We start from the raw sequence: 14,241 nt of genomic DNA, 5'->3' as shown, positions 1-14,241 counted from the left end.
CGACATTGGGTCTAGGGCCACAGCCCCAAAGCACGGGCCTTGCACATGATTTCCGCGGTGCGCCGTACCGAACATTTCGGTTCGCTCAGCCACCCGGACGACCCACGAGTGGAATCTCTGACGTTGACCGACGATTTTTCTGGCCTTGGCCTTTCGAGCAAAGTTACCGACGCTGTTGCAGCGGCCGGCTACACGCGACCCACTGAAATCCAGTCGCAAGCCATTCCGCACCTTCTGCAGAAGAAGGACCTGATCGGCATCGCTCAGACCGGCACCGGCAAGACTGCATCCTTCGTGCTGCCCATGCTCACCCTGCTTGAGGCCGGCCGCGCCCGTGCCCGCATGCCGCGCACACTCATTCTCGAACCGACGCGCGAACTCGCTGCCCAGGTTTCCGAGAACTTTGAAAAATACGGCAAGAACCATCGTCTCTCGATGGCGCTGATCATCGGCGGCGTGTCCTTCGAGGACCAGAACAAGAAGCTCGATCGCGGCGTTGACGTGCTGATCGCCACGCCTGGCCGTCTCCTTGACCAGTTCGATCGCGGCAAGATCCTGCTCACCGGCGTTGAAATTCTCGTCATCGACGAAGCCGACCGCATGCTCGACATGGGTTTTATCGACGACATCGAAAAAATCTGCTCGCGCCTGCCGCCGCGCCGCCAGACCATGCTGTTCTCGGCAACCATGGATCCGCAGATCGAGCGCCTGACCAAGCGTTTCCTCAAGGATCCTGTACATGTGCAGGTCTCCCGCACGGCGTCCACGGCTGATACGATCGACCAGAAACTGGTGAAAGTTTCGTCGCGACCGGACCAGAAGCGCGCCATGCTGCGCGCCCGCGTCGATGCCGCCGAAGGTCTGACCAACGCGATCATCTTCTGCAACCGCAAGCGCGACGTGGCGACCCTCGCCCGCTCGCTGGAGCGCCACGGCTATAGCGCCGGCGCGCTCCATGGCGACATGGACCAGAAGAGCCGCATGGAAACGCTGGATGCATTCAAGTCCGGCAATCTCACCCTGCTCGTCGCCAGCGACGTCGCTGCCCGCGGCCTCGATATTCCGGCCGTGAGCCATGTGTTCAATTTTGACGTGCCCGTTCACGCCGAAGACTACGTGCACCGCATTGGCCGCACCGGCCGCGCCGGACGTTCGGGCACTGCCTATACTTTCGTTGGCCCGGGCGACGAGAAGCATCTCGATGCCATTCTCAAGTTGATCCAGAAGCCGATCGACTGGCTCGACGTGGCGCCTGTTGCCTCAAGCCAGAATGAAGACGAGGAAGCGCCGGCACGGCCCTCCCGTACCTCTTCGCGGCGGAAGGCCTCGACACGCCCGAGCGAGCCGCAAACTGTTGAGGCTGCCCCACAAAAGGCTCCGGCTCGCAACTCCAGGCGCAAGGCCAAGGACACCCCGGCGCCGGTTTCGGATATCGTGCCTGATTCGCCATTTGGCGACGCTGGACCTATTCCGGCCTTCTTGCTTCGGCCGACACGTACTGCCGAACAGGAATCTGAGTAAAATACTGCCAGTTTATGAAAAATTGTCGGTCGACACAGAGTGTTGCCTGCCGTTATGACTTGTAAATGACTTCAAAGTAAAACTGCATTTGCCGGTGGTCGGCGCAACGGGTCGCGGGGAAGGCTGTGTCGGATCACGAGTTCAAGCGAGCGCTCGGCTATGCCAATTCGGCGCTCGACCTCCTCAAGAAAAGCAGCATCCCGCCCTACCCGCAGTTCTATGAGCTGCTGTACACCTATGCGACTGGCGTCAATCCGACCCTGAACCATCGGATCAACGCCATTTTCGCGTCGGGCGAGTCGCCCTCGGCGAGCCTAGCCGAAACGCTCTACAACGAATTCCTGAAATCCGACGTCAACGACCGTATGTCGACTGTCTCCGAGCGCATGCAGGCGCGCATCGAGGCGGTGCATTCGGCCATCGACCACGCCATGACGACGGCCAATGCCTATTCCGGTTCGCTGCAATCGGCACAAGGCGATCTCGAACGTGAAATCGGACCGGAAGCGTTGAGCGTCCTGGCCGCACGCCTGCTGGCCGAAACGCGCCGCATGCAGGACACCAACCGCATGCTCGAGCAGAAGCTCGAGGCCTCGCGCGATGACATTGCCGCGCTGCAGCGTGACCTCGATGACGTCCGCCGCGAGTCGCTGCTCGATCCGCTGACCAAGATTGCCAACCGCAAGAGCTTTGATGAGGGGCTCCGTTCGGCCATTGCCGAGGCGCGCCAGACAGGCAATCCGCTTTGCCTCATCTTGATGGATATCGACCACTTCAAGAGCTTTAACGACACCTATGGCCACCAGACCGGCGACCAGGTGCTGCGGCTCGTGGCCATGACCATCAAGTCCAATATCAAGGGGCGCGATCTGGCAGCCCGCTATGGCGGCGAAGAGTTTGTCGCCATCCTGCCCAATACCGATCTCAAGGGCGCGACCATCGTCGCCGAGAACGTGCGCCAAGCCATCCATGGCAAGGAATTGCTGAAGCGTTCCACCAATGAGAAGCTCGGCCGCATCACGGCTTCCTTCGGCATCGCGGCTTTCCACCCGGCCGACACGGCCGGCTCGCTCATCGAGCGCGCAGACCGCTGCCTCTATGCGGCAAAGCACGCCGGCCGCAATCGCGTCCTGACCGAAGAAAGCCTCGCCGAAATCAGCGAGACCCGCGGCGGCGTCACCGCCGCCTGATCCGACCGCTCAGGCGGTCGGAACCAGCTCGACGCCAAGCGAAGCCAGCATCTCCCAATAGTCCGGATAGGTCTTGCCGGTGCAGGCCGGATCAAGAATCGTCACGCCGCCAACGCGCAGCGCCGCCAGTGCAAAGCTCATGGCAATGCGGTGATCGTGATAGGTCTCGATGCGCGAGGTGACATTGCGCTGCGATGCTTCGAGCAAAGCCGGATCGGACGCGACCAGGAGATCGTCGCCCTCTTCCTTCGCAAGACCCGGCCGGATGCGGTTCAGTTCATTGGCGACAGCACGAATACGGTCGGTTTCCTTGACGCGCAGATTGGCGATCCCGACGAAGCGCACCGGCTGATTGTTGAATGCCGCGACCACGGCCATGGTCGGCACTGCGTCCTGCATCTGCGAACCGTCGATAACGGCAGGCATATTGGGGAACTGCGCGATAACCGCCTGCGCGGAGGCGTCAGGCTGGGTGAAAGCATCGGCCGCCACCCCAAGGTCGATCTTGCCGCCAGTCAGCGCCTCGATGCCCCAGAGATAGGTTGCTGCGGAAGCGTCAGGCTCGACATGGAAATCTGTCGCGGTATAGCCGGTCGGCTCGACCAGCCAGGTCCCCGGCGAAGTCTCTTCGACCTTAGCACCGAACGCGCGCATGGCGGCCAGAGTCAGGTCGACATAGCCGCGGGCACCAATGTCCTTGCCTGCCAGCGCGACCTCGATCGGCCCATCGCCAAACGGTGCAGCCATCAGGAGCGCTGAAACATACTGGCTGGAGAGCGAAGCATCGATCTCCACCCTGCCCTTCCCGAAGCGGCCGGTGCCGCGAATGGTCACGGGCGGGCAACCCGTCGGTGCTTCCGCATCGATGCCGAGCGAGCGCAGTGCATCCACCAGCGGCTTGATCGGGCGAAGGCGCATATCCTCGTCACCATCGACCACCACAATGCCGTCAATGGTCGCTACCGCGGCTGTAAGGAAGCGCGTTGCCGTTCCTGCATTGCCTAGAAAGAGCGGCGCGTCTGGAGCCGTCAGCTTGCCGCTGCTTGTCACCAAAAAGCTCGTCGCATCAGGTTCTTCGACCGTGACGCCCATCTGGCGCAAGGCCTGCGCCATCAGCACAGTGTCCTTGCTCTTGAGCGCACCCGTAAGCCAGCTGGTACCCTTGGCCAGAGCCGCAAGTAGCAGAGCGCGATTGGTGATGGACTTGCTGCCGGGGGGCGAAACGCGACCCGAAAGCGGACGACCAGGAGGGATGATGGTGTAGGCAGGCGGGAGCGTTTTCGGCATGATGCCGTGGTGTTAGGACAAAGCGTTCCCTGACGCAATCACTGACATAAGGTCAGGCGGTAGCGCGCGCCTCGGCAATTGCTTTCAGGTCCGCAGCCTTGAGCGTAACGCTCTCGCCGCAGCCGCAAGCGCCGGTCTGGTTCGGGTTCTTGAAGGTGAAGCCCGAGCTCATCTTGCTCTGTTCAAAATCCATGACAGTGCCGAGCAGGTACATGGTCGCCTTGGGATCGACCCATACATCGACGCCACGATCAGTGACGTGGTCGTCGCCCTTCAGCGGTTCGCTGACATAGTCCATCGTATAGGCGACACCGGCACAGCCGGCATTCTTGATGCCGACGCGCAGGCCGATGACCGGCTTGTCGGAATCTTCCATGATTTCCTTGATGCGTTCGGCTGCCGCATCGGACAGCGACATGATCTTGAAGGCCATGGGTTGTTCCTAAAAGTTCTTCCAGACGCCGCGGGTCACAAGTTCGACCACAAGACGATCCGGATCTCGGAAATAGAGGCTGCGGCCGCCACTCGGCCAAACAACCTCGCTCTCTAACTCTATATGTAAGCCCTGAAGGAAGGTTTTCCAATCTTCATAGGCTTCCAACTCAATGCCGAAGGCGAAATGCTGTTCCCCGCCACCGTCATGGGGCGGAATGAAACCGCCGCCGAGCGGAATCGGCTTCAGCGTCGCGCCCTGCTTGAAGAGGAGCAGAACCTGCCCTTCCTTCACAACCAGAGGCTGAATGCGCTCGTCGCCGCCCATGGGTTCGAAACCGAAAATCCGGACGTAGAAGTCGCGGCTCCGCTTTACGTCCGTGACGTAGAGCGCGGTTTCGACCAGCCCCTCGAGCGGCGGCCGGTTCATCTCACCACCAGTTGAGCGCAACCTGGGCTTCTTCGCTCATGCGCGAGGCATCCCAGGGCGGATCAAAGACCATGTTGACCTTGACGTCCTGGATGCCTTCGACGCCGCGGGCGGCGTTTTCAACCCAGGCCGGCATTTCGCCGGCAACGGGGCAACCCGGTGCGGTCAGCGTCATGTCGATGGTCAGGTTGCGGTCGTCGTCGAGGTCGACCTTGTAGATCAGTCCAAGCTCATAGATGTCGACGGGGATTTCCGGATCATAGACGGTCTTTAGCGCGCCAATCAGGTCGGAGGTGATGCGCTCCACTTCGCCATCACCCAGGCTCTCGGGCATGGTCGGCTGGATGCGCACATCGATCTGTTCGTCAGCTGCTGGTGTCGTGTCTTCGCTCATCATCTGTCTCTCAGGCGAAAAATTTACGGGCGCGCTCAATGCCGTCCACGAGCGCGTCAACATCGTCCTTGCCGTTATATAGGGCGAGGGATGCCCGGCAGGTAGAGGTGACGCCAAATCGCTTCAGCAGCGGCTGCGCGCAATGGGTGCCGGCACGGACTGCAATGCCGTAGCGGTCGAGAATGGTGGCGACATCGTGGGCATGGGCGCCCGCGATCTCGAAGGAGAAAATGCCGCCCTTGCCCGGCGCCGTGCCGATCAGGCGCAAGGAATTGATACGGCTGAGTTTTTCATGGGCATAGGCAGCTACATCATGCTCGTGCGCAGCGATCTCGTCGCGGCCGAGCGTTTCCATGTAGGTCAGCGCCGCACCAAGCCCGATGGCCTGGACGATCGGCGGGGTGCCGGCCTCAAAGCGATGCGGCGGCTCGTTGTAAGTGACATTGTCGAGGGTGACCGTGTCGATCATTTCGCCGCCGCCCTGATAGGGCTGCATTTCGGCGAGGAGATCATACTTGCCGTAGAGCACGCCAATGCCGGTCGGGCCATACAGCTTGTGGCCGGTCATGATGTAGAAATCAGCGTCGAGATCCCGCACATCGACCTTGGTGTGGACCGCGCCCTGCGAGCCGTCCACCAGCACCGGAATGCCGCGAGCGTGAGCGATTTCAACGATTTGCTTGATCGGCGTGACCGTGCCGAGCACGTTCGACATATGAGTAACGGCAACGATACGTGTCTTGTCCGTCAGCGCCGCCTCGAGGGCGTCGATGTCGAAGCTGCCGTCGTCGCGAACGTCGACCCACTTGATGACGGCGCCCTTGCGCTCGCGATGGAAATGCCACGGCACGATATTGGAGTGGTGCTCCATGATCGTGGTGACGATCTCGTCCCCTGCCCCGATGCGCGGCCCGGCGAAGGACTGCGCGACGAGGTTGATTGCCTCGGTGGCTGAACGGGTGAAGATGATTTCTTCGATCCGGCCAGCGTTGAGGAAGCGCCGCACGCTTTCGCGGCCAGTCTCATAGGCGTCGGTGGCGCGATTGGCGAGCGTGTGCAAGCCACGGTGAACATTGGCATATTCGTGCCGGAAGGCATAATCCATCCGCTCGAGCACCTGCACCGGCTTCTGGGCCGAGGCGCCGCTATCGAGATAGACCAGGCGATGGCCGTGGATCACTTCCGACAGGATCGGAAAGTCGGCACGCACTTTTTCGAGGTCGAGGGTCATTTCCATTTCCAGCAAAGGCAAGGAAATGGTGCGGCACAGAGCGCGTCGCACCCACTATTTTTTTCGTCGGCAAGGCCGGGGATTACTTCCCCAGCAGCCAGCCGTCGACGATGCCCTGCAGGGCTTCGTTCAGCGCTTCATCTTCAATCGGATCAATGAGTTCGGCGATGAAACCGCGCACCAGCATGGTCTCCGCCTCGGCCTTGGGAATACCGCGGCTGAGGAGATAGAATAGGCTGTCCTCGTCGAGCTTGCCGCAGGTCGAGCCATGGCCGCAGACGACGTCGTCGGCATAGATTTCGAGTTCGGGCTTCGAGAGGATTTCAGCATCGTCCGAGAGCATCAGGCCCTGATGCATGAACTTTGCGTCGGTCTTCTGCGCGTCGCGGGCGACGATCAGCTTGCCCTGCACCACGGCCTTCGAGCGGCCGCGGGTGATGGACTTGAACAGCGGCTGCGAGGAAGTGTGCGGCACAGCGTGCAGCGTTTCCATCGTGATATCAGAGTGTTGGCCTTCTGACACCAGGTTGAGGCCCGTCACGTCCGCATGCGCGCCCTCGCCCGCCATGCGGGGGAAGAGGTGGGTGCGCGACAGACCTGCGCCGGCATGGATGACCAGCGTACGGAGCTGTGCGCCGTCGTTGAGGTGATACTCGTTGGTCGCGAAATGCGAGGTGGCGCGGCCACTTAGGTCGATGGTGACGTGGGTCACGACGGCATTCTTGCCCAGCGCGAGGTAGGTCGCGTGGTTGCCGACGTGGGCGGCGTCGGAGCCCGAGAAGGTTTCGAGGATGACGACGGAAGAGTCGTCAGCGACGAAAATCTTGGTCGCGTCGGCCACATGGCCGGCTTCGCCCTCGATGCGATGGTCGATCTGGACGACCTGCTCGATGGCGCCCTTCAGGTCGAGACTAAGCGTCTCTTTTGCTAGCGCATTGCTAACACTGACAATGACGTCATCGCGGTTCGTGAGAACGCCACCGTGGGTCTTGCCCACCTTGATGCCTTCCGGTGCCGTAGCAGCGCCGAGGACGGCGCCATTGACGATCGACAGGGCATAGGCGCCCGGAACGCGCAGAGCGGTCCCAGTGGCCTCATTGGCCGCTTGTGCCAGCGGCGGGATGGCCCGCAGCAGCGTCTTGAGGTCGGTATAGTGATAGGCCTCGACGCGACGGGTCGGAAGACCCGCCACAGTGACGCGTTCGGCGGCCTGATCGGCGCCGGCAGCCTTGAGCTGGGCGATCAGGGATTCCTCGGCGGCGCCGAGGCGGACAGGAAAGGTCTGACGCATGGTTGGTTACGCCGCCTGACCGTCATAGTCGGCATAGCCCTTGGCTTCGAGCTGAAGCGCCAGGTCCTTGTCGCCGCTTTCGACGATCTTGCCATCCGAGAACACGTGCACGACGTCCGGCACGATGTGGTTGAGGAGGCGCTGGTAGTGGGTGATGACCAGCATGGAGCGCTTGCCGTCACGGAGCGCGTTGACGCCCTTGGAAACAACCTGCAGCGCGTCGATGTCGAGACCGGAATCGGTTTCGTCGAGCACAGCCAGCGAGGGCTTGAGGAGCGCCATCTGCATGATCTCGGCGCGCTTCTTTTCGCCGCCGGAGAAACCGACATTGAGAGGACGCTTGAGCATGTCGCTGTCGACGTTGAGCTGGGCGCCGGCTTCCTTGACGGCGCGCATGAATTCCGGCGTCGTTAGTTCGCCTTCGCCGCGAGCCTTGCGCTGGGCGTTGATGGCGGCCTTGAGGAAGGTCATGGTCGCAACGCCCGGGATTTCGATCGGGTACTGGAAGGCGAGGAAGAGGCCCGCTGCGGCGCGTTCGTGCGGTTCCATCTCGAGGATGTTCTCGCCGTTGAGCAGGATTTCGCCCTCGGTAACCTCATAGTCTTCCTTGCCGGCGAGCACATAGCTCAGCGTCGACTTGCCCGAACCATTGCGGCCCATGATGGCATGGACTTCGCCCTGCGGGATGACGAGGTTCACACCCTTGAGGATTTCGCGTTCCTCGATACGGGCGTGCAGGTTGCGGATTTCAAGAACGGGAGTGGTCATTTTCTTCTCTCCAATTGCGGAAGGGATAGCTGGCAGCGCCTCAGGCGCCCGGCTCGCCATCCCAATAATCAAGGTTGTTCTGGCCTTCGCGGCCACAGTGGCGGAGGCGACGATCGGCCGAAGAGCGGCTCGTCACCTGGAATTTGCCCGAGTCAGGGTACTCGCAGACTTCGGTATCGGCATTGTTGGCGATGCCCAGATATTTCAGCGTCACCGATCCGGTATTGAGGATCTGGTGAGCCGTGTCCGGGCCGCCGGTCGGCGCGCCAAGCACGTCGCCAGCCTTGAACGAATAGCGCTCGGTGCCGAAGCGATAGGTCCCCTCGCCTTCCAGCACGATGAAAAGTTCTTCTTCGACGTGATGGTTGTGGAAGGGGCAGCTCGACTTGCCGGGCGGCACTTCGTTGTAGCTGATGCCGAGAGCGCGCAGGCCCAGGAGCTTGCCGAACGAAGTGTCGGCAGACTTGTAAAGCGTGCCCTGCTCCCAGGCGTCGAGCGCCAGGGAGGCAAGAGTAACAACCGGTTTGCGCGTTTCCGTCGTCATCTTAGCCGACTGAGCCTTCGAGGCTGATCGAGATCAGCTTCTGCGTTTCGACCATGAATTCCATCGGCAAGTGCTGGAGCACGTCGCGGACGAAACCATTGACGATCAGCGCCACAGCTTCTTCCTCGTTGAGGCCGCGCTGGAGGCAATAGAACATCTGGTCGTCGGAGATCTTCGAAGTGGTCGCTTCGTGCTCGAAGACGGCGGTGCCGTTGCGGCTCTCGATATAGGGAACCGTGTGGGCGCCGCACTTGTCGCCGATGAGCAGCGAGTCGCACTGGGTGAAGTTGCGGGCGTTCTTGGCCTTGGCATGCGCCGAGACCTGGCCACGATAGGTATTGTCCGAGAAGCCGGCAGCGATACCCTTGGAGATGATGCGGCTGGACGTGTTCTTGCCCAGGTGGATCATCTTGGTGCCGCTATCGACCTGCTGGTAGCCGTTCGAGATGGCGATCGAGTAGAACTCGCCACGCGAACCGTCGCCGCGCAGGATGCAGCTCGGATACTTCCAGGTGATGGCCGAACCGGTTTCGACCTGCGTCCAGGAAATGTGCGAATTGACGCCGCGGCAATCGCCACGCTTGGTGACGAAATTGTAGATGCCGCCCTTGCCGTCCTTGTCGCCCGGATACCAGTTCTGGACGGTGGAGTACTTGATTTCGGCATTGTCGAGGGCGACCAGCTCGACGACGGCAGCGTGAAGCTGGTTTTCGTCGCGCGAGGGTGCGGTGCAGCCTTCGAGGTAGGAGACGTAGCTGTCGTTGTCGGCGATGATCAGCGTGCGCTCGAACTGGCCGGTCTTCTTCTCGTTGATGCGGAAATAGGTCGACAGCTCCATCGGGCAGCGGACGCCCTTGGGGATGTAGACAAAGGACCCATCGGTGAACACGGCCGAATTCAGCGTCGCATAGTAGTTGTCCGAAACCGGAACCACGGTGCCGAGATACTGCTTCACGAGCTCGGGATATTCGCGAACCGCTTCCGAGATCGAGCAGAAGATGATGCCGACCTTGGCCAGCTCTTCGCGGAAGGTGGTGACGACGGAAACCGAGTCGAACACGGCGTCGACGGCCACATTGGCACCAAAGGGCGTGCCGGTCGATTCGCCCGCGCCTTCGACGCCGGCGAGGATCGCCTGTTCCTTCAGCGGAATGCCGAGCTTGGCATAGGTCTTCAGCAGTTCCGGATCGACTTCATCAAGGCTCTTGGGGCCCTTGAAGTTCTTCGGCGCGGAATAGTAGCTGATCGCCTGGAAGTCGATCTTGGGATAGTGCACCTTGGCCCAGTTCGGCTCTTCGAGCGTCTGCCAGCGGCGGAACGCGTCAAGACGCCATTCCAGCATCCACTCCGGCTCATCCTTCTTGGCAGAGATGAAGCGGACGGTGTCCTCGGTGAGGCCAACCGGAGCAACATCGGACTCGATATCGGTCTCGAAGCCGTATTTGTATTTGTCGACGTCGAGCGCCAAAACCTGTTCGACCGTTTCCCGGTCGATTTCTTCCTTTAGCGTCGGAATATCGTAGTCCGCCATCAGGCTCTCCTTTTCGTCCCTCGGCGGTTCAAGGCCGCCGCGAACACTACTTATCTCTGCGGCTAAGCCGCTTTCCCGGTCCGCTTGTGGCGGGCAAGGATCGTTTCAAAACCGGCCAGGAACGCCTCGGCATCTTCTGCCTTGGAATTCCAGCCGAAACTCACGCGCAGCGCGCAATCGGCAAGGTCGCGCTCGACACCCATGGCGAGCAGCACATGGCTGGCGCCAACCTTGCCCGAAGAACAGGCCGAGCCGGCCGAAACCGACAGCCCAGCCAGATCGAGCGCCATCATCGCCGTGGCATTCCGGATGCCCGGTACGGCGAAATTGACCACATTGCCGACGCGCTCGGCACTTTCGCCGAAAATCACGACATCTGGGGCCATGGCCCGAAGCCCGTCTTCCACGCGCTTGGTCAGCGCAGCGGCGGCTTCCATATTCATACGCTCGGCTGCAGCCGCAGCGCCGAAGGCACTGATCAGCGCTGCCGATTCCGTACCGCCACGACGCCCCTGCTCCTGACCGCCGCCGGGAATGAGCCGCACCGTATCGGCATGGCCCTTAACCAGCAGCGCGCCGATACCGGCCGGCGCACCGATCTTGTGGCCGCTGATAGCCACCATATCGGCAGCCGAAGCGGCAAAATCCAGATCGAGCTTGCCCAGAGCCTGCACTGCATCAATGACCAGGGTATGGCGCGTTGGGCCGACGAGAACGGAAATCGGCCCAATGGGCTGGACGACGCCGGTCTCGTTGTTCACCCAATGAACGGCGACGAGCAGCGTGATGTTCTCTTCATCCGCGCGCAGCAAAGCAGCGCGAAGTTGATCCAGATCAACACGGCCATCGGCAGAAACAGGGATTGTCCACACAGGCAGGCCCGTGGCGTCGGCCGCCTTGGCGACCGCAGCATGCTCCCCCGCACTGATCGCCACGGCGCCTGCTGCAAAAGTGCGTGCACCGCCAACGATAGCCTGGGTCAGGGCTTCAGTCGCCGAACCGGTAAAGACGACCTGCCGTGTCTCTGCGCCGGCAAGGCGCGCGACTTGGCTGCGGCCTGTCTCGATAAGATCGCGCAGCTTGCGGCCATGGGTGTGAACAGAGGACGGATTGCCCGTCAAATCGAGCGCAGCATAGAGCGCCGCGCGCGCTTCTGGACGAAGCGGCGCGGTGGCATTGTGATCGAGATAGGTGCTCTCTTTCGCCATCTGCCTTCTTTGGGGCTGCGTGCCCGACATACCTTCCATGCTGGGATCGGGACGCCTGAGCATCCCGCAAACCAAACACTTCTTGAAATTTGCCGCCCAACTTCATTACAAGGGGCGCTCAACAAGGCCGCTTGCGGCCTAAAACCGAATTTCGAACCATTCTAAACTGGTTTTTTCGACCCATGTTTTAGGGAGGCTCCCGCGCTTAGTCAAGCCGCGCGGAGAGCAATCCTGAATAGTCGGATCAACTTAGTGACAGAGCCGAAAAAGGCCGGAAAAGACACCATGCCTGAAGTTATCTTCAATGGCCCCGAGGGCCGCCTCGAAGGCCGTTACCAGCCGGGCAAGGAACCGAACGCGCCGATCGCCATCGTGCTGCATCCGCACCCGCAGTTCGGCGGGACGATGAACAATCAGATCGTCTACAACCTCTTCTATATGTTCGCCGAGCGCGGCTTCTCCGTGCTGCGCTTTAATTCGCGCGGCGTGGGCCGCTCGCAGGGCGTGTTCGACCACGGCATCGGCGAGCTCTCGGACGCCGCCGCGGCGCTCGACTGGCTGCAGATCATCAACCGCGAATCCCGCGGCTGCTGGATTGCCGGCTTCTCGTTCGGCGCCTGGATCGGCATGCAGTTGCTCATGCGCCGTCCGGAAGTCGAAGGTTTTATCTCGGTGTCGCCACCGGAAAACCTCTATGACTTTTCGTTCCTGGCCCCCTGCCCGTCTTCGGGCCTGATCATCCATGGCGACAAGGACCGCGTGGCGCCGCCCACGTCCGTCCAGAAGCTGGTGGACAAGCTCAAGACCCAGAAGGGCATCACCATCGATCAGCAGATCGTCGAGGGTGCCAACCACTTCTATGAAGGCAAGATCGACGAACTGACGACCCGGTGTGCCGAATATCTCGACCGTCGCCGTCAGGAGATCGCGGACGGCGGCGGGCGCTAATTCGAGCGCACATTTGAGGCGATCGTCCTCACCCACGGAGTTGCTTCTTTCACCACGTCATTCCCGCGAAAGCGGGAATCTCGATCACCTAGACGGAGATCCCCGCTTTCGCGGGGATGACGCGGTGGATGGAAGTTGGGCTCCGGCTTAATTCCAGATGCAGATCGCACCAAAATGACCAAGTACAAATCCGACTTCCTGCGCGTCCTCGATGAGCGCGGCTTCATCCACCAGATTTCCGATCCCGAGGGCCTCGATACGCTCGCGGCGACCTCCAAGATCACCGGCTATGTCGGCTATGACGCGACGGCGACGTCGATCCATATCGGCAATCTGATCACCGTCACCATGCTCTACTGGTTGCAGGAAACCGGGCACCAGGCGATCAGCCTGATGGGCGGCGGCACTTCCATGGTCGGCGACCCCTCGTTCCGCGACGACCAGCGCAAGCTGCTCACGGTCGAGCAGATCGAAACCAATATCGCGAGCATCAAGCGCGTCTACGGCAATATCCTCAACTATGAAGGCTCCAACCCGGCCATCATGGTGAACAATGCCGACTGGCTGCTGAAGCTGAACTACATCGAATTCCTGCGTGATGTCGGCCGCCATTTCTCGGTCAACCGCATGCTGAGCTTCGATTCGGTAAAGCTGCGCCTCGATCGCGAGCAATCGCTGAGCTTCCTCGAATTCAACTACATGATCATGCAGGGCTACGACTTCACCGAGCTGAACCGGCGCTATGGCACCGTGTTGCAGATGGGTGGTTCGGACCAGTGGGGCAACATCATCAATGGTGTCGACCTCTCCCATCGCATGGGCGGGCCGCAGCTTTATGCGCTGACGACCCCACTGCTGACCAAGTCGTCGGGCGAAAAGATGGGCAAGTCGGCCTCCGGGGCTGTCTGGCTCAATGGCGATCTCTTCTCGCCCTATGATTTCTGGCAGTACTTTAGGAACACCGAAGACGCCGACGTGGTGAAATTCCTCAAGATTTTCACCCGCCTACCGATTTCGGAGATCGAACGCATCGGTGTGCTCGGCGGCAATGAGATCAATGAAGCCAAGAAGATTCTCGCCACCGAAGTGACCGCCATTGTGCACGGCCGCGATGCTGCCATTCAGTCGGCAGCGACGGCTTTGGCGACGTTCGAATCCGGCGCCATCGACCTGTCGCTGCCGACGGCAGAAGTGACGCATGCCGAACTCAACTCCGGCATCGGCATTCTCAACGCGTTGGTGACGGCTGGTCTTGCCGCCTCCAACGGCGAAGCCCGCCGCCACATCGCCTCGGGCGCCGTGAAGGTCAACGATGCTTCAGTTGATGACGACAAGCTGAGCCTTGGCGAAAACGCACTGTTGCCTGAAGGGGTCATCAAGCTTTCCGTCGGCAAGAAACGTCACGCGCTGATTAAGCCGATCTAAGCTCACCAAGATCGAGAAGAACGAAAGGCGTCGCACTCCGG

Annotated in this window: 14 protein-coding genes; 4 read left to right on the top strand and 10 right to left on the bottom strand. The window is 61.1% G+C overall.

Annotated features, from left to right (window positions below):
* The first annotated feature begins 123 nt into the window (after nt 1-123).
* Nucleotides 124-1,521, top strand: a complete 1,398-nt coding sequence (locus tag ACSQ2A_RS19300) for a DEAD/DEAH box helicase (RefSeq protein WP_436073522.1) — start codon at nt 124-126, stop codon at nt 1,519-1,521.
* 125 nt (nt 1,522-1,646) lie between these two features.
* A complete protein-coding gene (locus tag ACSQ2A_RS19295) occupies nt 1,647-2,711 on the top strand; it encodes a GGDEF domain-containing protein (RefSeq protein ID WP_295411855.1) in 1,065 nt (354 codons plus the stop codon).
* 9 nt (nt 2,712-2,720) lie between these two features.
* Here the strand turns inward: ACSQ2A_RS19295 and aroA are convergent, their stop codons facing one another.
* From aroA to ACSQ2A_RS19245, 10 genes are all read right to left on the bottom strand, one after another.
* A complete protein-coding gene (gene aroA, locus ACSQ2A_RS19290) occupies nt 2,721-3,998 on the bottom strand; it encodes a 3-phosphoshikimate 1-carboxyvinyltransferase (RefSeq protein WP_436073521.1) in 1,278 nt (425 codons plus the stop codon).
* A 52-nt stretch (nt 3,999-4,050) separates the two neighbouring features.
* Nucleotides 4,051-4,431, bottom strand: coding sequence for a HesB/IscA family protein (locus tag ACSQ2A_RS19285; RefSeq protein ID WP_291417662.1), 381 nt, complete (start codon nt 4,429-4,431; stop codon nt 4,051-4,053).
* 9 nt (nt 4,432-4,440) lie between these two features.
* The gene (locus tag ACSQ2A_RS19280; RefSeq protein WP_436073520.1) at nt 4,441-4,860 is read right to left on the bottom strand and encodes a VOC family protein; all 420 of its coding nucleotides are present in this window, start codon (nt 4,858-4,860) and stop codon (nt 4,441-4,443) included.
* 1 nt (nt 4,861) lies between these two features.
* Nucleotides 4,862-5,257, bottom strand: a complete 396-nt coding sequence (locus tag ACSQ2A_RS19275) for an SUF system Fe-S cluster assembly protein (protein ID WP_436073519.1) — start codon at nt 5,255-5,257, stop codon at nt 4,862-4,864.
* Between the two features lie 7 nt (nt 5,258-5,264).
* The gene (locus ACSQ2A_RS19270; RefSeq protein ID WP_436073518.1) at nt 5,265-6,485 is read right to left on the bottom strand and encodes a cysteine desulfurase; all 1,221 of its coding nucleotides are present in this window, start codon (nt 6,483-6,485) and stop codon (nt 5,265-5,267) included.
* Nucleotides 6,486-6,567: 82 nt separating this feature from the next.
* Nucleotides 6,568-7,776, bottom strand: coding sequence for a Fe-S cluster assembly protein SufD (gene sufD, locus ACSQ2A_RS19265; protein WP_436073517.1), 1,209 nt, complete (start codon nt 7,774-7,776; stop codon nt 6,568-6,570).
* Between the two features lie 6 nt (nt 7,777-7,782).
* Nucleotides 7,783-8,544 carry a Fe-S cluster assembly ATPase SufC gene (gene sufC, locus ACSQ2A_RS19260; RefSeq protein ID WP_291411723.1) on the bottom strand — a complete coding sequence of 254 codons (762 nt, stop codon included), beginning with the start codon at nt 8,542-8,544 and terminating at the stop codon, nt 7,783-7,785.
* Between the two features lie 40 nt (nt 8,545-8,584).
* A complete protein-coding gene (locus tag ACSQ2A_RS19255; RefSeq protein WP_436073516.1) occupies nt 8,585-9,088 on the bottom strand; it encodes a cupin domain-containing protein in 504 nt (167 codons plus the stop codon).
* 1 nt (nt 9,089) lies between these two features.
* Nucleotides 9,090-10,619 carry a Fe-S cluster assembly protein SufB gene (gene sufB / locus ACSQ2A_RS19250; protein WP_436073515.1) on the bottom strand — a complete coding sequence of 510 codons (1,530 nt, stop codon included), beginning with the start codon at nt 10,617-10,619 and terminating at the stop codon, nt 9,090-9,092.
* A 62-nt stretch (nt 10,620-10,681) separates the two neighbouring features.
* Nucleotides 10,682-11,827 (bottom strand): cysteine desulfurase family protein, encoded by a 1,146-nt coding sequence (locus ACSQ2A_RS19245; RefSeq protein ID WP_436073514.1) that lies wholly within the window; start codon nt 11,825-11,827, stop codon nt 10,682-10,684.
* Between the two features lie 285 nt (nt 11,828-12,112).
* On the opposite strand from ACSQ2A_RS19245, the gene ACSQ2A_RS19240 reads away from it, so the two are divergent.
* Nucleotides 12,113-12,775, top strand: coding sequence for an alpha/beta hydrolase (locus ACSQ2A_RS19240; RefSeq protein ID WP_035078631.1), 663 nt, complete (start codon nt 12,113-12,115; stop codon nt 12,773-12,775).
* Nucleotides 12,776-12,949: 174 nt separating this feature from the next.
* A complete protein-coding gene (gene tyrS, locus ACSQ2A_RS19235; RefSeq protein ID WP_436073513.1) occupies nt 12,950-14,200 on the top strand; it encodes a tyrosine--tRNA ligase in 1,251 nt (416 codons plus the stop codon).
* The last annotated feature ends 41 nt before the right edge of the window (nt 14,201-14,241 follow it).

The organism is Devosia sp. LjRoot3, from assembly GCF_964252865.1.
Classification (GTDB): domain Bacteria; phylum Pseudomonadota; class Alphaproteobacteria; order Rhizobiales; family Devosiaceae; genus Devosia.
The sequence above is the reverse complement of the archived record's forward strand: the minus strand, read 5'-3'. Positions and strand labels throughout refer to the sequence as shown.

Excerpts from the sequence above, each read along its gene's own strand:
- ACSQ2A_RS19275 (WP_436073519.1), bottom strand. The coding sequence starts at position 5,257 with ATGATGAGCGAAGACACGACACCAGCAGCTGACGAACAGATCGATGTG.
- sufD (WP_436073517.1), bottom strand. The coding sequence starts at position 7,776 with ATGCGTCAGACCTTTCCTGTCCGCCTCGGCGCCGCCGAGGAATCCCTG.
- ACSQ2A_RS19245 (WP_436073514.1), bottom strand. The coding sequence starts at position 11,827 with ATGGCGAAAGAGAGCACCTATCTCGATCACAATGCCACCGCGCCGCTT.
- ACSQ2A_RS19255 (WP_436073516.1), bottom strand. The coding sequence starts at position 9,088 with ATGACGACGGAAACGCGCAAACCGGTTGTTACTCTTGCCTCCCTGGCG.
- aroA (WP_436073521.1), bottom strand. The coding sequence starts at position 3,998 with ATGCCGAAAACGCTCCCGCCTGCCTACACCATCATCCCTCCTGGTCGT.
- sufB (WP_436073515.1), bottom strand. The coding sequence starts at position 10,619 with ATGGCGGACTACGATATTCCGACGCTAAAGGAAGAAATCGACCGGGAA.
- ACSQ2A_RS19280 (WP_436073520.1), bottom strand. The coding sequence starts at position 4,860 with ATGAACCGGCCGCCGCTCGAGGGGCTGGTCGAAACCGCGCTCTACGTC.
- ACSQ2A_RS19270 (WP_436073518.1), bottom strand. The coding sequence starts at position 6,485 with ATGACCCTCGACCTCGAAAAAGTGCGTGCCGACTTTCCGATCCTGTCG.
- ACSQ2A_RS19240 (WP_035078631.1), top strand. The coding sequence starts at position 12,113 with ATGCCTGAAGTTATCTTCAATGGCCCCGAGGGCCGCCTCGAAGGCCGT.
- ACSQ2A_RS19285 (WP_291417662.1), bottom strand. The coding sequence starts at position 4,431 with ATGGCCTTCAAGATCATGTCGCTGTCCGATGCGGCAGCCGAACGCATC.
- tyrS (WP_436073513.1), top strand. The coding sequence starts at position 12,950 with ATGACCAAGTACAAATCCGACTTCCTGCGCGTCCTCGATGAGCGCGGC.
- sufC (WP_291411723.1), bottom strand. The coding sequence starts at position 8,544 with ATGACCACTCCCGTTCTTGAAATCCGCAACCTGCACGCCCGTATCGAG.